General features: G+C 71.6%; 15 protein-coding genes and 1 pseudogene. 9 read left to right on the forward strand and 7 right to left on the reverse strand.

Translation table 11 applies throughout. The features are described 5' to 3' along the window. Positions 1-37: 37 nt before the first annotated feature. A complete protein-coding gene (locus OOK31_RS17155; protein ID WP_267088100.1) occupies positions 38-1,144 on the reverse strand; it encodes an endonuclease/exonuclease/phosphatase family protein in 1,107 nt (368 codons plus the stop codon). Positions 1,145-1,475: 331 nt separating this feature from the next. Between OOK31_RS17155 and OOK31_RS17160 the strand changes: the two are divergent. Next, positions 1,476-1,726: pseudogene (locus OOK31_RS17160) on the forward strand (IS5/IS1182 family transposase); the annotation flags it as partial. A gap of 29 nt (positions 1,727-1,755) precedes the next feature. Here the strand turns inward: OOK31_RS17160 and OOK31_RS17165 are convergent. After that, entirely contained in the window at positions 1,756-4,017 is a 2,262-nt protein-coding gene (locus tag OOK31_RS17165; protein ID WP_267088101.1) for an MMPL family transporter, read from the reverse strand. A 175-nt stretch (positions 4,018-4,192) separates the two neighbouring features. On the opposite strand from OOK31_RS17165, the gene OOK31_RS17170 reads away from it, so the two are divergent. Together OOK31_RS17170 and OOK31_RS17175 are read left to right on the forward strand one after the other, a co-directional pair. Further along, positions 4,193-5,365, forward strand: coding sequence for a sensor histidine kinase (locus tag OOK31_RS17170; protein WP_267088102.1), 1,173 nt, complete (start codon positions 4,193-4,195; stop codon positions 5,363-5,365). Further along, positions 5,340-6,002: a response regulator transcription factor gene (locus tag OOK31_RS17175; protein ID WP_267088103.1), complete on the forward strand. Its 663-nt coding sequence runs from the start codon at positions 5,340-5,342 to the stop codon at positions 6,000-6,002. Before OOK31_RS17170 ends, OOK31_RS17175 begins: the two co-directional genes overlap by 26 nt. Before the next feature lie 217 nt (positions 6,003-6,219). Here OOK31_RS17175 and OOK31_RS17180 read toward each other — a convergent pair whose 3' ends face one another. Next, complete coding sequence (locus tag OOK31_RS17180) at positions 6,220-7,032, reverse strand: NAD(P)-dependent oxidoreductase (protein WP_267088104.1); 813 nt, start codon at positions 7,030-7,032, stop codon at positions 6,220-6,222. A 57-nt stretch (positions 7,033-7,089) separates the two neighbouring features. Between OOK31_RS17180 and OOK31_RS17185 the strand changes: the two genes are divergently transcribed. Then, a complete protein-coding gene (locus tag OOK31_RS17185) occupies positions 7,090-7,989 on the forward strand; it encodes a LysR family transcriptional regulator (RefSeq protein ID WP_267088105.1) in 900 nt (299 codons plus the stop codon). Positions 7,990-7,999: 10 nt separating this feature from the next. On the opposite strand, the gene OOK31_RS17190 is transcribed toward OOK31_RS17185, so the two are convergent. Further along, positions 8,000-8,326 carry a GYD domain-containing protein gene (locus OOK31_RS17190; protein WP_267088106.1) on the reverse strand — a complete coding sequence of 109 codons (327 nt, stop codon included), beginning with the start codon at positions 8,324-8,326 and terminating at the stop codon, positions 8,000-8,002. A 169-nt stretch (positions 8,327-8,495) separates the two neighbouring features. Then, entirely contained in the window at positions 8,496-10,841 is a 2,346-nt protein-coding gene (locus OOK31_RS17195; RefSeq protein ID WP_267088107.1) for an ADP-ribosyltransferase domain-containing protein, read from the reverse strand. 315 nt (positions 10,842-11,156) lie between these two features. Between OOK31_RS17195 and OOK31_RS17200 the strand changes: the two genes are divergently transcribed. The 3 genes from OOK31_RS17200 (at position 11,157) to OOK31_RS17210 (ending at position 13,394) form a co-directional block, all read left to right on the forward strand. Then, complete coding sequence (locus OOK31_RS17200; protein WP_267088108.1) at positions 11,157-11,594, forward strand: VOC family protein; 438 nt, start codon at positions 11,157-11,159, stop codon at positions 11,592-11,594. Positions 11,595-11,888: 294 nt separating this feature from the next. Further along, positions 11,889-12,488 (forward strand): TIGR03086 family metal-binding protein, encoded by a 600-nt coding sequence (locus OOK31_RS17205; RefSeq protein WP_267088109.1) that lies wholly within the window; start codon positions 11,889-11,891, stop codon positions 12,486-12,488. A 462-nt stretch (positions 12,489-12,950) separates the two neighbouring features. After that, positions 12,951-13,394 (forward strand): transglycosylase SLT domain-containing protein, encoded by a 444-nt coding sequence (locus OOK31_RS17210; protein ID WP_267088110.1) that lies wholly within the window; start codon positions 12,951-12,953, stop codon positions 13,392-13,394. Between the two features lie 169 nt (positions 13,395-13,563). Here OOK31_RS17210 and OOK31_RS17215 read toward each other — a convergent pair whose 3' ends face one another. Both OOK31_RS17215 and OOK31_RS17220 read right to left on the reverse strand, forming a co-directional pair. Further along, positions 13,564-14,664 carry a hypothetical protein gene (locus OOK31_RS17215; RefSeq protein WP_267088111.1) on the reverse strand — a complete coding sequence of 367 codons (1,101 nt, stop codon included), beginning with the start codon at positions 14,662-14,664 and terminating at the stop codon, positions 13,564-13,566. Between the two features lie 354 nt (positions 14,665-15,018). Further along, positions 15,019-16,335 (reverse strand): peptide ligase PGM1-related protein, encoded by a 1,317-nt coding sequence (locus OOK31_RS17220; protein ID WP_267088112.1) that lies wholly within the window; start codon positions 16,333-16,335, stop codon positions 15,019-15,021. Between the two features lie 720 nt (positions 16,336-17,055). On the opposite strand from OOK31_RS17220, the gene OOK31_RS17225 reads away from it, so the two are divergent. Both OOK31_RS17225 and dpgA read left to right on the forward strand, forming a co-directional pair. After that, positions 17,056-18,219: a glycine amidinotransferase gene (locus tag OOK31_RS17225; RefSeq protein WP_267088113.1), complete on the forward strand. Its 1,164-nt coding sequence runs from the start codon at positions 17,056-17,058 to the stop codon at positions 18,217-18,219. Further along, the gene (gene dpgA / locus OOK31_RS17230) at positions 18,216-19,286 is read left to right on the forward strand and encodes a 3,5-dihydroxyphenylacetyl-CoA synthase DpgA (protein ID WP_267088114.1); all 1,071 of its coding nucleotides are present in this window, start codon (positions 18,216-18,218) and stop codon (positions 19,284-19,286) included. The genes OOK31_RS17225 and dpgA overlap by 4 nt, the downstream gene beginning before the upstream one ends. Positions 19,287-19,314 lie beyond the last annotated feature (28 nt).

Below are 19,314 nucleotides of genomic sequence, written 5' to 3' on the forward strand. Positions count from 1 at the left end.
CGGAACGTGCCGGTTGAGCCCGAGGGGAAACCGTCGCTCAGCGCAGCCGGAGCTCGCCGGTGACGCCGGCGTGGTCGGAGGGCCAGAGGCCCGAGGGAGTCCGGTCGGCCTGCTCGTCGCCCACCCGGTCGCTCGACAGGGCGGTGATCCTGCCGCGGTAGAGCACGTAGTCGATGCGCTGGGCGAGGCTGGAGGTGGGGTTGAGCAGGTTGGCGGCCTGGCAGCAGGTGAAGCCGGGGTCGCGGCGGTGGGTGGCGGTCCAGGCGTCGCTGAAGCCGGCGGCCAGGATGTCGTCATAGCTCGTGGTGTTGCTCTCGGGTGTCGCGCCGACCCCGCCGGCGGCCGAGTTGAGGTCGCCGAGGAGCACGGTCGGAAGCTTGGTCTTCAGCGGGCCCGCGAGCAGCTCGTCGGCCTGTGCTTCCTGAACGGAGGCGACCGCGGGCTCCAGGTGGGTGGTGACCACCCGGGTGGTGCGCCCGTGCACGGTGGCATCGGCGGCGACCCAGCCGCGGCGGATCTGGAGCGGAGGACTGGGCGGGCAGCCGAGTACCGGTCGGCACAGGGGCACGAAGCTCCGGAACTGGGCGGCGCGAGCGTTGGCCACGGAGAACTTCCGCGCGGGCAGGTCGGTGCGGGCCAGGAGTACGTCACGGTCGGTGAGGCGGATGTCCTGCAGGCCCGCGGGCGTGGAACGCGGGGCCTCGAAGTCAGTGCCCACGGTGACGGTGGCCACGGCCGCGTAGTGCTTCCCGCGGGCGGAGAGCTCGTCGAGAAGGATCTGCAGGAAGTCGTACTCGACATGCGTGGCGCTGCCCTGCCCGGCGGGCGTCTGACTGCGCCACAGCACGGCCTCCTGAAGGCCCACCAGGTGGGGGTCGCTGTCGGCGATCTCGTCGGCCAGCGCCTCGGCGCGCTCGGGGAAGTTCGTCGCCTGGACGTTCGCGTACACCGCGGTCACCGCCGCCACCAGCCCCTGGGGGCTGGTGGCGGCGAGGACGGGCGCGAGGTCGGCCCCCAGGTAGAGGTTGCGGGTCAGGACCCGCACCGAGGTCTGCCCGCCCTCCGCGGCGGAGGCCGCGCCGAGTGACGCGGGTGCGAGGAGCGCGAGCGCGCACAGGGCGGATGTGAACCAGCGACGAGCCATGCGGGCGACCCTTTCGGCGAGGAGCGGGCGGATCCCGCATCCTCGCCGCAACCTATGGCGTCCCGGAGGCCGCGGCGATCCGGCTGTAGGCCGGGCGGCCGAACCGCACCGCGGGACCTCTGGAACGGCCGGCGAACCGGCCTCGATCCCGGCGAAGTCCGCGCTGAGGACCTCCCTGCGAGCCGGTCACAGCACTATGGCGCGTATCGAGTCGTGATCGATTTGCGGGATGTGCCTTCGCGGCACGGTCCGGTCCGATAGACGGTCTTACGTGACGCGAGTGCAACTGACCGATCCGGATCGGGAGTTCATCGAGCCGTACCTGCCGATCGGCGAGTACGGCCCGTACCCCGAGCAGTTCATCCCCGTCCTGAAGAAGGTACGGGTACGCGGGCCCGTCGGCCGACCCCGCATCCGGCCGGACGCGGTCGCCGGGGACAAGGCGTACTCGTCCCGCGGATCCGCGCCCACCTGTGCGAACGCCGTATCAAGGCGGTCATCCCGGAGAAGAAGGACCAGGCCGCCAACCGGAGGAAGAAGGGCTCCAGAGGTGGCCGACCCGTCAGCCACGACGCCGAGGTGCCGGACGCCAAGGGCGGGCAGGAGTTGAGTCAACGGTCAACCAGCCGTGGACGCGGGGCCTCACCCGTGGATTCCGCGTCGGTGCCGACCGGGCCGCGGGGAAGCATCCGGTCCAGCCACTTCGGCAGCCACCAGTTGGTCCGGCCGAGGAGTGTCATGGTCGCCGGTACCAGCACCATGCGTACGACCGTGGCGTCGATGAAGATCGCGGTGGCCAGGCCGAGCCCGAACATTTTGGTGGAGGGGTCCTCGGCGACGGCGAAGGACAGGAAGACCGCCACCATGATGAGGGCGGCCGAGGTGATGATCCGGGCGGTGCGCGAGACGCCCTCAACGATCGCCGTGCCGTTGTCGCCGGTGCGCAGGTACTCCTCGCGTACGCGGGAGAGGAGGAACACCTCGTAGTCCATCGACAGGCCGAACAGGATGGCGAAGAGGAACATCGGGATGAACGACACGATCGGAACCGTCGCTTCCAGCCCGATGAGTGCGCCTCCCCAGCCCCACTGGAAGACCGCGACCATGATGCCGTAGGCCGCGCCGATGCTCAGCAGGTTCAGCAGTACCGCCTTGAGCGGTACGAGTATCGAGCGGAAGACCAGCATCAGCAGCAGGAACGACATCGCCAGCACGGCGGCGACGAGCACCGGCAGGCGTTGGCTGGTGCGTTGGCCCACATCGGACAGGCTCGCGGTGGCGCCGCCGACGTGGGCCCTGGCCGGGCCGTGCCCGATCGCCGTGGGCAGCACGTCGGTGCGCAGCCGGGCGATGGTGTCGGCCGTGGCCTTGTCCTGAGGGCTGGTGGTCGGGAACACCACGAGGGTCGCGATGCCGGTGGCCCGATCGACGTGCGTCGGCGCGACGGATGCGATGCCCGGATCCGCCGCGACCGCCCCGACGAGTCGGTCCAGCACTCCCGGATCACCGGTGGGGTCCGCGGCGATGACGAGGGGACCGTTGGTGCCCGGGCCGAACCCCTCGGCGACGAGGTCGTAGGCCCGGCGCTCGGTACGGCTGTGGGGCAGTGAGCCGTCGTCGGGCAGGCCCACGCGCAGGCCGAGCACGGGCAGCGTCGCGGTCAGCAGCAGCGCCGCCGCGCCGACCGCGTACGGCACCGGGTGCCGGCTGACGTGCCCGATCCAGCGCCGCCAACCGGCGGCGGGAGCGGCGCCCGCCACCGGGTCCCGCCGCCGTGCGAGCCGGCCCAGCTTCCCGGTCTGCAGAGCCCGGCCGATCCGGCCGGCCCGGGCCAGGCGCGGGCCCGCCGCGCCGAGGAAGGCCGGCAGCAGCGTCACCGACGCGAGCACCATCGTCAGGACGACGATCGAGACGGCAACCCCGCCCACCGTCATGAACGGCACGTTCGCGACCGCCAGGCCGAGGATCGACACGACGACGGTGCCGCCGGCGAAGACCACCGGCCGCCCCGCCGTTGCCACCGCTCGTCCGGCCGCCGCCTGCGGATCGAGCCCGCACGCGAGGTACTCCCGGTGCCTGGCGAGCACGAACAGCGCGTAGTCGATGCCCACTCCGAGCCCGACCATGCTGCCCAGGACCGGTGCGAAGGTGGGGACGTCCGTGACCCCCGCCAGTACCGTCATCGTGGCGACCCCGATGGTCAGCCCGAAGACCGCCATGCCGATCGGCAGCGCGGCGGCGACGAGCGAACCGAACGCCAGAAACAGGATCGCGGCCGCGGCGAGGAGGCCGATCAGCTCGCTCGCGCCGCCGTCGGGGTCGGAGAAGGCGTAGAAGAGGTTCCCGCCCATCTCGATGCGCAGGGGCAGATCGGCGCGCAGCCGGTCGCCGAGAACGACGAGGGCGTCGAGGTCTTCGGCCGACAGCCGGCTCTGGTCGGGGTACTGCACCCGGACGACTGCGATCCGCCCGTCGGCCGAAACGAGGCCGCCGCGCACGGCGGTGTCCCCGCCCGCGGTGAGTGCCCCCGCCGGGTCGCTCGTGCCGAGCACGTGCGGCAGCCGCTTCACCTCGGCCCGCAGCCGCGTGAGAGCGGTGCGCGCGCCGTCGTCGTCGAAGAACGTCGCAGCGCCGTCGAGGGGGGTGACGACCACTTGGGCGGTCATCCCCTCCTGGCCGGTGCCCGCCCGCTCGATCAGTTCCGCGGCCCGCTGGGAGTCCAGTCCCGGAGCGGTCATCGAGTCCGCGGTCCGCCCGCCGAAGGCGACGGCGGCGAGGACGGCGAGCGTGGCGGCGATCAGCCATGCCGCGATCACCCGCCAGGGATGGCGGGCGGCGCTTGCGCCCAGGCGCAACAGGGCTTTCGAGAGCATCGGGTCCTCCAACAAACTTGTCGGCCGTCCTTGTACGGCCGCCGATGCCGAGGCTCGTCGCCACGGCGCTCCGCGGCATCGGCCCGCGGGCCGCGGATCCGTAGGCCCCAGGGCGGAGTGACGACCCGTCCTTTCGGCCGATGCGCGGCACGCCGCGGTCCCTAGGCTGAGAACCGTGCTACGAGACGACCTGCGAACCCTGTGGACCGAACCCCGGCCGCCCGACGCGCCCGCCCGGGTGCGGCGGGACTGGGCGCTGCTCGCGGTGGGCCTGTGCGGTGTGGCGCTGGAGGCCACCCTGCGCGAGAACGTCGTGTGGCGGCCGGTGGCGGTGGTGTTCGCCGTATGGCTGTGCCTGCTGCCCTTGTGGCGCCGGACCCGCCCACTGGCGATGGTCAAGCTGGCGTTCGGCTCGGTGATCCTGCTTCAAGTGGCCTCGCTCGTCGCCGCACCGCGCGAGCCGGTCGGCCTGGACATCGACGCGGTCGTGCTCGTGCTGGTGTACGCGCTGCCCCGGTGGGGATCGGGACGGGAGATCGTGCTCGGTGGCGCGGTGATCCTCGCGGCCTGCACCCTGGCGACCGTCACGTACGAGACCCCGGTCGTCGAAGAGGTCGGGGGCCTCGTCTTCCTGCTGCTGCCCGGCGTGGTCGGGGCTGCCGTGCGGTTCCGGGTGACCGCTCGCGAGCGGCAGTTGGAGCAGGTGCGTTCCCGCGAGCGCGAGCAGCTCGCCCGGGAACTGCACGACACGGTGGCCCACCACGTGTCGGCCATGGTGATCATCGCCCAGGCGGGCCGGGTGCTCGCGGGCACCGACCCGTCCGCCGCCGTCGAGGCGCTGGAGGGGGTCGAGGAGGAAGGGGCGCGCACGCTGGAGGAAATGCGCGCCATGGTCGCCGCGCTGCGCGACCGCGGGGTCGGCGCCGAGCTGGCGCCCCCTGCCGGAGTCGCGGATCTGGAGCGCCTGGTGCGCACCCCGGGGGCTCGCCTCAGGGTCGACCTGGGGCTCGACGGCGAACTGGACGCGCTGCCCCCGGCCGTGGACGCGGCCGTCTACCGGATCGTGCAGGAGTCGCTGACCAACGCGCTGCGCCATGCGGTCGACGCGACCGAGCTCGTCGTCCGGGTCACCGCGGAACGGCACACGGTACGGGTGAGCGTGCGCGACAACGGCCGGCGCACCGGCCGGGGTCGCGACGGATACGGACTTACCGGATTGCGCGAGCGCGCGACGCTGCTCGGCGGCACACTACGAGCCGGCCCGGGTACCGACCGGGGCTGGCATGTCGAAGCCGAACTGCCGAGAGCGAGGAGCGAGAGCGGTGTCCATTCGCGTCCTCGTCGCTGACGACCAGACGATCATCCGCACCGGGTTGCGGATCATACTGAACGCCCAGCCCGGCATCGAGGTGGTCGGCGAGGCCGCCGACGGGCGGGAGGCGGTACGTCTGGCCCGCGAACTACGCCCCGACGTCTGCCTGTTCGACATCCGCATGCCCGTACTCGACGGGCTCGAGGCCACCCGGCTGGTCGCCGGCCCGGGCGTCGCCGACCCGCTGGCCGTGGTCGTCATCACCACGTTCGACCTTGACGAGTACGTCTACGGCTCACTGCGTGCCGGGGCCCGCGGATTCCTCCTCAAGGACACGGGACCGGACCTTCTGGCGCAGGCCGTACGGTCGGCGTCCGACGGTGAGGCGCTCATCGCGCCCAGCGTCACCGTCCGTCTGCTCCAGGCATTCGCGGACCTGCCCGCCGGCCGGCCCGTGGCCCAGCCGGTCTCCCCCGTCACCGCCCGCGAGGAGCAGGTGCTCCTCGCCGTCGCTCGCGGGCTGACCAACACCGAGATCGCCGATGCACTGCACATCAGCCTCAGCACGGTGAAGACGCATCTGGCCAGCCTGATGGCCAAACTCGGCGCCCGCAACCGGGTCGAGATCGCGATGTGGGCCTACGAAACGCGCCGTATCCTCCCCGGAACCTGAGCCGGGTGCCGGGCCATGTCCCATGAGTCCCCGCCCGGACATCAGTGCACCGGTCGGCTCACGTCGGCTCCACGTGCCTCACCCGCCCCAGAGCGTGACGTACCAGGAGGCCGGAACTGGGACGGTGAGACACCCGATTCCGCCCGGCACGCCGAGAGCAGGCACCAGACGCCGCGGGGCCGCCCTCCGGGCGACGACGCGAGTTCGACGACAGGCCCTAGCACCGGGCGTCCGGCCGGAGCCGGGACAGGTCGCGGTCCGCGAGCTCCGGCCGGGCCGCGAGCGTGGCGTGGACCGCGTCCAGGACAGGGAGCGCGGCATGGGCGGTAGCCAGGGCCACGTCCTTCGCTGCCAGGGCCACCGGGAAGTGGGAGGCGTCCGCGAAGGTCCGGGCGACCGCCCCGGCGAGGGGGCCCGCGGACAGCTGTTCGCGGACCAGAGCGGCGGGCAGGCCCAGGGCCCGGCCCAGCGTCAGCGCCTCCGCCACCAGGGCGACTCCGCCGACGACCGCGTTGATCAGGACCAGCTTCATGGCCGCGCCCGAACCGGCCGGCCCGCACTCACTGACCTTGCCGAGCGTGGCGAGGAGCGTACGGACCGGGCCGGGCAGCGGGTCGCCGCCCACCAGCACCCACAGCTCGCCGGTGCCGGCCCGGTCCACACTGCCCATGACCGGGGCGTCGGTCAGGCTCACCCCCTCGGGGAGCCGCGCCGCCAGTTCCCGTACCGGGTCCGGGCCGACCGTGGAGGTGTCCACCCAGTGCGTGCCCGGGCGCAGGGCCGGCAGCACCTCTTCGGCGACGGCCCGCAGCGCCGCCGGGTCGGCCAGCATCGTGACGACCAGGTCCGCGTCACGGACGGCCCCGGCGGGCGAGGACGCGAGCGTGGCCCCGGCCTCCACCAGCGGGCCCGCCTTGGCCGGCGTCCGGTTCCACACGGTCAGCTCGTAGCCGCAGGCGAGGAGATGACGGGCCATCGGAGCGCCCATGTGGCCGAGGCCGAGGAACGCGATCTTCTGCGTGGTCTGCATGCTCCGACGCTAGAGCCGCTCCCGCCATGCGACAAGCGAATGTCTAGCATGGCAGCCATGCCCACAGCGCACAGCTTGTACGAGGTCTTCCTGACCGTGGCCCGGCTGGCCTCGTTCACCGCCGCCGCCCGCGCCCTCGGCTACACCCAGTCCGCCGTCTCACGGCAGATCCAGAGCCTCGAGGACGAGTGGGGCACCCCGCTCTTCGACCGCCTTCCCCGCGGAGTGCGCCTCACCGAGGCCGGACACGTCCTGCTCCCTCACGCCGAGGCGCTGGGGGAGCGGCTGCGCACTGCCCGCGCCGAACTCGACGCCCTGCGCTCGCTCGACCGTGGACGGCTGCGGGTCGGCGCCTTCTCCACCGCCGACGCCGCCCTCCTGCCGCGCGCCCTGGCCGCATTCCGTGCCCGGTACCCCGCCGTCACCGTCACCCGGGCCGAGGGCTCCTCCGGCCGGCACCTGGCCCTGCTCGCGGCCGGTGACCTCGACCTCGCGGTGGTGGGGACGGCATCCGGGAACCCCCTGGACGACGTCACACTGCACCACCTCCTCGACGAGCGGATGTACGTGGCCCTGCCGCTCGGCCACCGGTTCGCCGGCCGGGACTGCCTCCGGCTGGCCGAGCTGGCGGAGGAGGAATGGATCGCCGCCAGCACCCGCCCCGAGGAGACCTTGATGAGTACGGCGCTGGCGAGCGGATTCCGCCCCCGCATGGGCTTCGTCGCCGCCGACTGGATCGCCAAACAGGGCTTCGTCGCGGCCGGCCTGGGGATCACCCTCGTCCCGGCGCTCGCCACCTCCTCCGCCCGCCCCGACATCACGCTCATCGCCCTGCACCCCGAGGACGCCCCGCGCCGCCGCGTCTACGCCGCCACCCCGCCCGGGATCTCCCCCTCCCACGCGGTCACGGCCTTCCTCGACCGACTCCGGGAGGAAGCCGCCCGCCTGGCACCCTGAGGCAGTGCCGCTACTCGCCGGGAGGCCGGTACCGGATGTGCTCGGCCCTGCCCAGGGCGTCCAGTGTTTCTTCGACGCTCAGGAGAACGGTCGTCTCGAACGAGCTGAGCGCCCCACCCCCACTGATCGCCAGCGCGACCGCGGCCATGGACACGTTGTCCGGAGCTTCCCAGAGGTTGTAGCCGTCGTGCGTGCCGAAGGCGTACCAGAAGCCGTGCAGCTTCCCGCCGACGGACTCGATGTACGACTGCGCGGCCTTCGCACGGTCCTCGGGGTGGCCGATCAGCCTCGCCCACGTCTCAGGGGTGTAGCTGAACCTCGACAGATAGAGCGGCATCGTCTCTCGCTTTCGTTTCGTCGACGATGCCCGCGCGGGGCGGCAGAAGGACCGGGGCGGATCGCGGTTCCCCCGAACAGCCGAGGACGACGACCGCCCCGGCCCACGGCCCGGGTCAGTGGATCCTGTGCTCCGTCCAGAACGGGCCGAGGTCCGCCACCGCGAGCGGTCAGGACACCGTGGCCGCGCTGTCCACCTCGGTCAGCCTGACCGTGCACAGCCCGCCGCGCTCGCTCTTCACGTCCGTCACCTTGAGCTGCGTGCCCGGCGTGAGGATGTACTCCTCCTCCCCGGTGAAGGCGGAGAAGTTCCGGATCCCCACCGCCTTGGCGGGCGTCACCTCGAAGAGCGTCCGCTTGCCGCGGCTGCCCAGGAAGGACCGGGCCACGTTCCGCTCGGAGGTGCACGAGGAGACGCCCCACCAGGTCACCGTCCGGCCGACCGGGTACTGCGCCCGCAGATCCAGCGACACGCCGCGCCACAGTGGCTGCGTGTGGGCGGGCAGCCCCGATACCGCCGAGAACAGCAGTCGCAGGTACGGCAGGTAGGGCGTCACCCTGGTGCGGTCCGGGGAGCGGAGGACGGCGTTGATCTCCCGGTAGAAGGCGGACTCGCAGGTGTAGAGGTAGAGCGCGGCGATCGCGTCGGCGGACAGGCCGCTGGAGGTCTCGTCCGCCCGCCGCTTGCCGAAGTCGCGCGACCGGCCGATGTGTCCGGTGAGCCCGGCCAGCGTCTCGGCGACCGGTGCGACGGCGTCCTGGAAGTCCATCAGCGGGGTGTCGAACACCCCGGTGATGGCGGGGAGGACCAGGCCCTCGTCCTTGACGCTGGTGAGGCGCTCCAGGTACAGCTGGTGCAGGTTCATGGTCGATTCGATGAAGGCGCCCATACGGGCCGCGACACCCCCGTCCGATCCGCCCGCCCCGGCCGCGCCCTCGTTCCACCCCTTGCTCGGCAGCCAGTCGATGCCGTCGGCGCCCAGCGACGCGAGGGCCTCGTTCACCAGGGCGAAGTGGTCGCCCTCGCAGAAGATGTCGCCCTGCGCCGCCGGGTTCGCGTGGTCGATGTGCCGGACCTCGACGTCCGGGTACTTCTCCTGGAGCCGCAGGACCACCCTCTTCAGATTGCGGGCGTGCGCCCCCCACCAGGCGAACACGACCCCGCGGTCCTCCTCGTCGGCGTCCTGCTTGGCCTTGAGTATCTCCTCGACGATCCGTTCGGCGACGGGCCGCCAGAACGCCGTGTGCTGGTCGGCGCCCATCGCTCCGTCGCCGCTGGCCGTGAGCGAGGCGTTCAGCAGCAGCACGCCCTGCGTGAGCATCGCCTGGAACCACTCCGGCGGCTGGACCGTGTCCCGCTCCTTCAACAGCGCGCGGACGTCGGCGATGGGCGTCTTCTTGGCGATGCCGTACTTCCACATCGCCGCCGCCTTGATGAGGCAGCGGATGCTGACGACCCTGCCGAACTGACTGTCCTTCCAGTCGCTGAAGGTGTTGTCGAACATGGCTATACCGGTCGCGCTCTCCGGGCGCGGGTACGGGTTCTGGCCGAAGGCGACGACCTTCCACTTGTGCGGCGGATGGGGCTTGAGGGCCTGGAAGGTCAACTCGCGGACCGGGACGACCTCGGGGCTGCGGCCCTTCCCGATGAAGCGGGCGGCGTCCGGCTGCGCCTCGATGACGGGCTTCAGGAGCGGAAGCCAGGGCTCACCGCCGCCGTTGAAGAGTTCGGCGAGAGCCAGGGGGTCGTTCGCGTCAGTCATGGGGGAGTGGCTTTCGCTGGTCGTGGTCGTGGTCGTGGTCGTGGGCGCGGTCGAGGGAGGGACGAGGCCGGCAGGAGCAGGCGCAGGGGCGGCGGCCTTCGGCGGCACGATGCGTACCCGCTCCTCGACCGGGGCGTCCTCGATGCCGCCCAGCTGCGCGATGATCGTGGCGCGCAGCTCGTCGTCGTCCTCGAACCAGTGGTCGTGGAAGAGCGTGTAGCCGGTCCACATCAGATTGGCGCACACCCTGGCCGGTACCCGACCGGTCTGCGCACCCATCCCGACCAGCGCTACGGAACGGATGCTGCCCGGCGCCTTCCGGTTCTGCCGGTGGACGGCCTGGAACGCGGCGGCGCACGCCAGGGCCACGTTCAGCGTGGCACTCACGTTCTGCGAGGACTGCACCATGGTCGGCGTCGATATCAGGAACCGTGGGACGCTCGCCCCGGACGGGACACAGACCGCGCTGCCCACCGGGAGCGCTCCGGCGAACCGGTCCCGGATCGCCCGCTGCACCCGTACCTGTATGCCGGATCCGAGGTACCGCTTGACGGCGGCGTCGACCCCGCCGTCCATCCGGCCCCGGGAGTTCGTCGGGGTGACCCAGGCGTCGACGTCCTCGTCGAGGATCGAGCCCTTGCGGATCTCGATGCCCGGGGTGTCCGCGAACGCCGCCCGCCACGCCTCCACCACACGCTCGTTGACGTCTGTCAGCACCACCCGCAGCGGGGGCTGAACACTGCTCTCGGTCATCGTCCACTCCTGTCGGGGAAAGGCCCTTGCACTACCCCGAACGTAACCGGCACCACTGACAACGCGGCTCCGGAAAGCGGCTGATGACCTGCCGTCACGGCACCCCGCGAGCACGGCTGCGACGCAGCCGCCCAGGCTGTGGCCGATCACGCTGACCGTCGCCCGCGCGGGCGCGTTCGTCAGGAGGAGGGTGAGCGGCCCATTGGGCTACTCGCGACCGCGCGTCCGCCGTGGCGGCCATGAAAATCGCTGTCCGGATGCCGGAGCACGGTGATAGACACCCGGAGTGGAAAACATTGTCGGGTCGGAGGCGGCATGGCCAAGGAATTCCAAGTGACGTACGACTGCGCCGACCCGGGCGCGCAAGCGGCGTTCTGGGCTCAGGCGCTCGGCTACCGCGTCCAGGGGCCGCCCGCGGGCTTCCCCGACTGGACGGCCGCGCTGACGGCGCGGGGCGTGCCGCCCGAGCATCACAACGACCAGGCGGCCATCACGGATCCGGACGGCAAGGGACCGCGGTTGTTCTTCCAGAAGGTCCCGGAGGGCAAGACGGCAGCGAAGAACCGCTTGCACCTGGACGTACGCGCAGCCCCCGGCCTGATTGGGGACGAGCGGATGGCCGTGCTGGAGACGGAGGCCACCAGGCTGGAGGGGCTGGGAGCGAACCGGCTGTACCGGCTCGATGCCGATGACCAGGACGAGGGGATCATCGTGATGACCGACCCGGAAGGGAATGAATTCTGCCTGGACTGATGTGGGGGTGCGGGTGGTACCAGGTGGTGGCCGCGGGCCGGTCGACGGGCCAGGGCCGGGGGAGACCGCCCGAGTGAGGCGTGCGGCTCGGCGAGGTTCACCCGTTCGCGGCGCGGGCGACGTCGTCTCCGGCAACCCGCCGCACGAGGCTCGCGCGGAGTCCGGCCAGCCGGCCGATCTCGGGTCAAGCCCAGCGTTGACGGGGACTCTCGAAGACGGCGGCCCGTGTGTCGCTGAGTACGGCCTGCGCCGCAGGCCTACCCTTCAGACCCATCGTCCCGGAGGGAGCGGAAGATGTCCGATACGGCGATTGTCGACCTCGCACCACAAGCCCGGATCCTGGCCGGTCTCGTGGTGGGTGTTCCGGACGCCCGCCTCGCCGGCCGTACGCCGTGTCCCGCGTACGCGGTCAGTGACCTGCTGGGCCACCTCGCAGGACTCGCTGCCGCCTTCCGTGACGCGGGACGCAAGGACCTGGGCCCCACGACGGACACGGCCCCCGGCGCGGCCGCGCCGTCCTTGCCCGCCGACTGGCGCGAGGAGCTGCCCCGGCTCCTCGGGGAACTGGCCGAGGCCTGGAAGGACCCGGCTGCCTGGACCGGTATGACCCGCGCGGGCGGAGTGGACCTGCCCGGCGACATCGCGGGCGCGGTGGCCGTCGACGAGCTGGTCATCCACGGCTGGGACCTGGCCCGGTCCACCGGCCAGGAGTACGCACCCGATGGGGCCGCGCTGAGAGCCTCGCACGCCTTCTTGCTGGCGTCCGTCGAGGACGAGGGCCGTGGGGAGATCTTCGGAGCGGTCGTGCCCGTACCGGACGACGCCCCGCTGCTGGACCGGGCGGTGGGGCTCAGCGGGCGCGATCCGGGATGGACGGCGCCGAGATCTCACTGACGCCGACCGAGGCGTCTTCCACAGCGGACCGGCCGACCGGCGGCGTCGAGGATCCGGGTGCGGTACCAGGAAGGCGGCGTTCGAGGCGCCCGTCTCCTTCGATTCGGGGGCGGAATCCGCCCCCGACCACCCCCGCCAAAGGGGTACGAACGGTTACAGCAGGTGAGATTCCGGCGCTGTGCCGGTGACCCGCCCCACAGGACCCAGGTCACATACGAGCCGGGCTAGTAGCCCCTGAAGCCCCCGTACGCACCACCTGGCACCGCCTCCCACCTGCACGGACACACCCACCCCTGCCTCCGGGCCGTTGCACCCCCGCTGCGAGGTCCACTAGTAAGCGGCATCGTTGCCAGCCCTGCCGGCGGTCTGTAGAACTGGATGAGTCGCCAGGCGGCACGGGTGCTTCACCCGCCGCCGACGGATCCCCTCTCCCCCGTGTGAGTGGCTCACGCATGTCCCGGCATGCCGCGACCGTCCTTGTCCCCTTCGGAAGGTTCATCCGTGTCCAACGCTGTCATCCGCCGCATCGCCGCCTCGAAGAAGACCCTCGCGGGTTCCGTCCTCGCCCTGGGCGTCGCCGGTTCCCTGCTCGCCGCGGCGCCCGCCCAGGCGGCCCCCGCGAGCGCCAAGGCGATCGCCCAGCAGATGATCAAGGACCCGGCGCAGTTCGCGGCCTTCAACAAGATCGTTTCGCACGAGAGCGGCTGGGACTACACCGCCACGAACTCCTCCTCGGGCGCCTACGGCCTGGTCCAGGCCCTGCCGGCCTCGAAGATGGCCTCGGCGGGCTCGGACTGGAAGACCAACCCGGCCACCCAGATCAAGTGGGGCCTGGACTACATGAACGAGCGCTACGGCAGCCCCGTCGGCGCCTGGAACTTCTGGCAGAACAACCACTGGTACTAAAAACCACCAGCAGTAACCGCCAGACACACGCACGAGAGACGCCCGGCCGGGATTCCCCGCCGGGCGTCTTCGCGTACACGGCGAGCGCGAGGTCCCGGAGAGGATCGGCAGCCGGCGGCCCGGGGAACAAGGACCGCACCCCGGACGATCCCGCGGGGGTGGGCCGGCGTCAGCCTCGGAAGTCGCGCCTGGCCGTCCGTGAGAGGGCCGGGTGGGTGGTGAAGTGGTCGAGAGCGGCTTCGCTGACGCGGTCGTCCGACGCGCCGCGTTCGAACCAGGCCCAGTCGCCGTTGCCGTTGCATTCGAGGAACACCGGGGTGCCCTCGGGGGTGGCGAGGAAGTCGAAGCCCGAGAAGGAGTAGCCCGTGCGGGCCAGGAGAGCCGTGACGTGGCGGGCCAGCGGCGCCGGAACGTCCGTCGCGGTGACCGATACGGACTCCGGCCGGGCCCAGACGTCGCGCGGATCGTGCTTGCGGATCTCGTAGGCGAACAGGCGGGTGCCCACGTTGAACACGCGGACCTCGTGGGTGTGCGGGAGGTACTGCTGGAAGAGCAGCGGCACCGGCTCCGCGGTCACGGCGGAGGGGGTGACCCGCCGGGGGAAGGCACCCGTCACCTGGGCGGGTTCCGGCTGGACGAAGTGGTCGCCGGGCACCTTGGCGATCAGGTCCGCAGGCCGGCATCCCAGCGAGGCCGCTGCTTCCTCCGTGCTGCTGGCGAGCACCGTCCGGGGGACGGGGACTCCGGCGGCGGCTGCCTGGCGCAGCTGGGCGAGGCGGCTCGCCCGGCGGGACGCGGGCGGGTTGACGTGGGTGGTGGGCCATTCACGCACCACCTCCAGAACGGCCGCCCACTGGTCGCGGACGTAGCGCCCGAGGAGCGGTGAGGGCCCGGTCACGACGGCGTTGGGGACGAAGTGCCTGATCCACAGCAGGACGGGCCGCACGAGCAGGCCGTCGATGCGCATCGTGTCGGCCTCGGGGTCGAGGACGAGGCGGCGCTCCGCGCAGTCGTCGGCGTCGATCCGGTACAACGGGAAGCCCTGGAGCCCCAGTTCGAGTGAGAGCCGGTCGACCTCCGCGTCGTGGGCGGAGGTGAGGACGACCAGGGCCGGTTCGGGTACGTCGGCGGGCAGCGTACGGAGCTGCGCGCGGAAACGGCGCTGGTAGTCGACGCCGGCCTGCCGGAACGTGTCCTCGAAGCGCTCGCCCCGCAGGAGGAAAGGGGTATAGGGGGCGGTGGGGGAGTCGGCGTTCCGGGCCGTGGGCATGGGGCGGGCTCTCCAGGTGTGGGGGGGGGGCGTCGGCGGGAGGCCTGGGGGCGGGCAGGGCACACCGCGTGGCGGGCCCGCCCAGGTGGGCAGCCCGCCACGCGGCTCCGGCCGACGGCCGGGCGTACGGACGTACGGGCGTACGGACAGGGCCTGGATCGGCCCGGTGCGGGTCCTCGCCCTACTCGGTCTCGCTCTTGTTCAGGCGTGCGCGCGACGCCTCGTACTGGCGCATGAAGTCCTCGAACTCCTTCTGCATGCTGTTCACCCCCTTCGGTGTGCGACGGTGTGGTGGTCCGATCCGCCCACGGGTCGCCCCGCCGGCGGACGGGTCTTCGCGGCGGCACGGCGGAATCAGGGCTTCGGCGCCTGCTCGGCGAGCCGCTCCTTCAGGCGCTCCGCCGCTTCCACGTCCTGCGCTATCACGCAGTACGGGACGGCGCCGAGCTTCTCCCGCCAGGAGTTCAGCAGCACGACTCCGGTTCGCGTGGCCCGGTCGTAGGCGATTCCCTCGCTCTCCAGGTGCTTGCGGGCCTCCGCGAAAGAGGCCACGGGCCAGGAGACGTACTCGGCCAGCAGGCGGTCGCGGGCGTAGTCCGCTCCGGCCAGCTGCTTGCCGAGGTGGTAGACGTGGGTCGACCCGGTCACCAGGCCGTTGTACTCCGTGAAGAGGACCTCCGAGGCGCCCGAGCCGTCGGAGCCGGCGTCGACGACGATGGCGTCTGCGCTCAGGACGCCCCGGTACCCCATTGCCTGGAGCACCTCGCTCAGCTTGCGTCCGCCCGCCATCAGCGCTCGCTCCTGCTCGGCCGTCAGGCCGGGGGCGGGGAGGTAGGAGTGGTCGGCGACCGGTTCGGCCACCATCTCGCCCTGGCCGCCGAGTTCGATCTCCTCGTCCCCGATCCGGAACTCGGCGAAGACGGCCCGGCTGCCGGGGTGGTACGCCTCGACGACGATCCGGTGGAGCCGGCCCTCGGTCAGCCACTCCCAGCGCTCGTTGAGGTAGATGCGGACGGCGTCGCGGGCATCGGGGAGGACGACCGTACGCCCGGCGCCGTTGACCTTCAGGTCCTCCGTGAGGGTCAGGACCTCGTTGCCGTTGCCGGCCCCGAGGAACTCCTTCTTCAGGATGACCGGCCGGCCCGCGTCGAGGAGCCGTGTGATCAGGCGGTAGGCGCTCTCGGGGTTGGCGCTGACACCGCCCTCGGGCAAGGGGACGCCGACGCCGGCGGCGAGCGTACGGAAGATCGCCTTGCTGTCGGCGATCAGGGCGCCGCCCTGGTCGAGGAACTCATGGCCGGGTACCGCCGACGGCGCGCCCAGCGCCCTGGCGAGTTCGACCACCGCCTCGTTGGGGCAGAGCGCGAACACCTCGTCCAGGGTCCGCCCGGCCAGCGCCTGCCTCGTCCGGTCCACCAGCTCGGGGTCGAGCAGCCACTCGCCGGGCCGGTTCCCGGCCGGCGGGACGACGACGGTGATGCTCGCGGGGTCCGTGCCGGTCAACTCGGTTGCGTAGGATAGGAATTCCTCGTCCGGGGCCTCGGGGAGGACCAGGACGTCGCCGTCTCGGATGAACCAGAGCAGGCGCTGGGCCCACCAGCCCATGACGGCCTTTCCCCATGTTCCCACCAGGTCTTCGCTCGGTCGGTTGCCGATCAGGAGCCGGGGCATGTCTGTTGTCCACCTCGTCGTCCGTGTGCGGGTAAGGGGAAAAGCGGTAACGGGAGAATGCGGCACGGGAGAATGCGGCACTGGGAAATGCGGATCGGGGAAATGCGGAGCGGGAAAATGCCGCGCGGCGCGTCGGGATCCGGACAGGGCGTGTGGCCAGGCGCATCGAATTGCATGCGCACACGGATGGAAGATCCGGCTTGCGTCGTCGTCGCGCCGCGGCGTGCGTCCCGCGGGGATCGGGAGAGCCGGGTGGGGTCGGGAAATCCTGGTTGATACCGCGCACTCGGGTTCCGTCGGAACAGCGTCGGTTCGTCCCGCGGGCCGGGGGCCTCGCTGCATTCGATGGAAGCACACCCGAACCCGCAGTCGGCCGCCCTTGTGACCCACGCCACATTCTCTTGGGTGGTGAATGCACGGATCCGGACACTTCCGGTCGGCCGGTCATTGCCCTCGTGAAGCCTTTCGGGTGTCCGTGCGTGCTTGCTCCAGTGGCATTGCTGACCAGGCATATTCCTCCGACACGCCCGGAATTCGGGCCCTGCGCACCGCAGGGCGGACGCCCCTCGCCGGGGAAGACCGAAAAGCGGTGACCGCGGAGACGGCCCCTTGCCCTTGATCGCCCTGGGAGCTGAGGCTGGAGAGCGCGACAGCCCCGTCCGGGGCCGGTCGGAGCCGAGCGGGGCGGTGGCTCGCCCCAGGCGATCGATGGAGCACGCGATGATGCTGAACAGCTTCGACGAATGGTCCACGCTCAAGGAGGTGATCGTCGGCTCGGCCGCCAACTACACCTCGCACGAACGGGAGTTGTCCTTCGACCTCTTCTTCCACGACAACATCGCCGGCGACAACGCGAGCCGGTCCGAGTGGTACTACCCCCGCCTCACGGTCGGCGGCGAACCGGCCGGTGAAGGCGGGCGACGCGGTCGCGTACCGATCAAGCAGCGTTACGTGGACGAACTCGTCGAGGACCTGGAAGGCATCGTCGACGCGCTCACCGGCCTCTCGGTCACGGTGCACCGCCCCCTGGACCTCGACGCCGGCACCAGCGAGGTCCGCACCCCTGCCTGGTCCGCCTCCGTGGTCCCCCCGCTGAACATCCGCGACAACACCCTGATCCTGGGCGACGAGATCATCGAGACCCCACCCATGATCCGCTCCCGTTACTTCGAGACGCAGCTCCTCACCCCCGTCTTCCAGCGGTACTTCGACCGGGGCGCCCGCTGGACGGTGATGCCGCGCCCCCTGATGACCGACGCGTCCTTCGACCTCACCTACGCCCGCGAGAGCACCGTCGGCGGTCCCACCGAACCCATCGGTACGCCGAACCCCTCCCCCTACGACGTGGGCATCGAGATGATGTTCGACGGGGCCCAGGTGCTGCGGCTCGGCCGCGATCTGGTGGTCAACGTCTCCACCGCCCACCACGCGCTGGCCTGCGACTGGCTCGAGCGCCACGTGGGGGACCGGTTCCGCATCCACCGGGTGCACCGGCTCAGCGACAGCCACATCGACAGCATGGTCCTCGCCCTGCGGCCCGGCACCCTGCTGGTGCGGTCCGAGGCCGTCGCCGACAAGCTGCCGGAGGCGCTGCGCGGCTGGGACCGGATCGTCGCACCCACCCCCGAGAGCGACAACTTCCCCCGCTACGAGGACAAGGACCTGGTCCTGACCAGCCCGTTCATCGACCTCAACGTGCTGTCCGTCAGCCCGGACACCGTCCTGGTCAACGAGGCCTGCCCCGAGCTGATGCGCACCCTGGAGAAGCACCGGTTCACGGTCGTCCCGGTGCGCCACCGGCACCGCAGGCTGTTCGGAGGAGGCTTCCACTGCTTCACGCTCGACACCGTGCGCGAAGGCGGCCCGGAGGACTACCTCGGATGACCCGGACCGGCGCCGGCGCCCGGCTCGCCGGGGTCGGCACCGCCGTCCCCGACACCACCTACACCCAGCGCGAACTGCTCGACCTGCTCGCCGTCACCGACCCGCGGGTCCGCTCCGTCTTCCTCAACAGCGCCATCGAACGGCGCGGCCTGACCCTGCCCGACCCCGCCCCGGACGGCTCGCCGGTCGTGGAGTCCCAGGGCGAGCTGCTGCGCAAGCACACCCGCCAGGGCCTGCAACTGGGCCGCACGGCGATCGAGAACTGCCTCGCGGACGCCGGAGCCCGGCTGTCGGACGTCCGCTACCTCTGCTGCGTCACCTCCACGGGCTTCCTCACCCCCGGCTTCTCGGCCCTGCTCATCAAGGAACTCGGCATCGACGTCTCGTGCTCGCGGCTCGACGTCGTCGGCATGGGCTGCAACGCCGGCCTGAACGCGCTGAACGCCGTCGACGGCTGGGCCCGCGCCCACCCCGGCGAACTGGCCCTGCTGGTGTGCGTGGAAGTGTGCTCGGCCGCATACGTCTTCGACGCCACCATGCGCACCTCCGTCGTCAACAGCCTCTTCGGCGACGGGGCGGCGGCCGTCGCCGTCACCACGGCCGGCGCAGCGCGGGAAACCCCGCTCGCCCCGACCCTGCTCGGCTTCTCCAGCCGCATCATCCCCGAGGCGGCCGACGCCATGCGCTACGACTGGGACGACCGGCAGGGCAAGTTCAGCTTCTGGCTCGACCCGCAGATCCCCTACGTCGTCGGCGCGCACGCACCCGGCGCTCTGGACCGACTGCTGCACGACACCGGGCTGCTCCCGTCGGACATCGCCCACTGGGTCGTGCACTCCGGCGGCAAGAAGGTCGTGGACTCCGTCCGGATCAACCTCGGCCTGACCCGGCACGACGTACGGCACACCACGGGCGTACTGCGCGACCACGGCAACCTGTCGAGCGGCTCCTTCCTCTTCTCCTACCAGCGACTCGCGGCCGAAGGCAGAGCACGCCCGGGGGACGTGGGGGTCCTGATGACGATGGGGCCGGGCTCGACGATCGAAATGGCACTGGCGCGGTGGTGACCCCCGGGCCGGGACGACACGACGCGAC

Source organism: Streptomyces sp. NBC_00249, from assembly GCF_026342355.1.
GTDB lineage: Bacteria > Actinomycetota > Actinomycetes > Streptomycetales > Streptomycetaceae > Streptomyces.